1 protein-coding gene is annotated in these 906 nt (G+C 43.3%); it reads right to left on the reverse strand.

What is annotated here, in order from left to right:
• Positions 1–299: 299 nt before the first annotated feature.
• Positions 300–749 (reverse strand): hypothetical protein, encoded by a 450-nt coding sequence (locus tag D9N13_RS14100; RefSeq protein WP_290591411.1) that lies wholly within the window; start codon positions 747–749, stop codon positions 300–302.
• Positions 750–906 lie beyond the last annotated feature (157 nt).

A 906-nucleotide genomic window follows, 5' to 3' on the forward strand; every position in this document is an offset into this window, starting at 1 on the left:
TGAACCACGCAATTTATGTTTCAGCGTTACTAGGATAATACGATTGCAACACTCGTTGCTGGCAGAGTTCAACGAACGTGATCACTATCAGCCACTCAAATCTTTGATACAACTACCCAACCTTAAAGCGCTCCGGCGAAGCCGAATATCACATAAAACGAATCAAACTACATGGCACCATTTAACGCCTGCATCACAGGAGACAACAGAGCAGAACCAATTGTGGTAAAGTGCACGAAGTGCACCACAATTGGTGGCGCGGAGTTGGCTTCCTGCGCATGCATTTGTTATGAATTTATTCACTTTAAGTGTGCATCAACTTCACTTTGAGTGATTTCTTTAATCTCAATAGTTGCATACATATCTACATTTAGACCGAGCATCTTTCCTTTCTTCACCACGCAACTTATTTCGTAAAGCTTACTTGGCTCAACTCGAATCTGTGACTTCGGATTAGCTTCACGCGCACCGTCGAAACAAGACGCTTGAACTGTATATGTGCCACTAGGAAGAGCATACATTTTCATCTTTCCGTGCTCCCAAGCGTTCCGATTTGTAATTTCAGTTCCAGAATCATCCCAAATATACTCAATCCATGCATGGTACTTTTGTTCAAAGAATGAGATATTCGGAAATGTATAGATACGCGAAAGATTTTCATTTGGAATGTTATTTGGATTGTAAACCGCAGGAAGAGCGGAACAACCCGACATAACAAGTGAACACCACAACATCAATTTGTATTTCATTTTCTACTACTCTTCAGAATTTGGTAATCATAACGCCTTGCACACCGGCCCAGCGCAGCAGAGCCAGCATGTGGTAAGTTTGCGCAGCAAACCACATGATGGCGGCGCGTAGCTGGGTCCGCGTGCTGCAACTTGTTAAAACTAGCGCCACTTGAAG

The sequence above is a fragment of the Ketobacter sp. GenoA1 genome (genome assembly GCF_003671475.1).
GTDB lineage: Bacteria > Pseudomonadota > Gammaproteobacteria > Pseudomonadales > Ketobacteraceae > Ketobacter.

What these genes read in the sequence shown, in the direction of transcription:
- D9N13_RS14100 (WP_290591411.1), bottom strand. Translation starts at nt 749, where the DNA reads ATGAAATACAAATTGATGTTGTGGTGTTCACTTGTTATGTCGGGTTGT.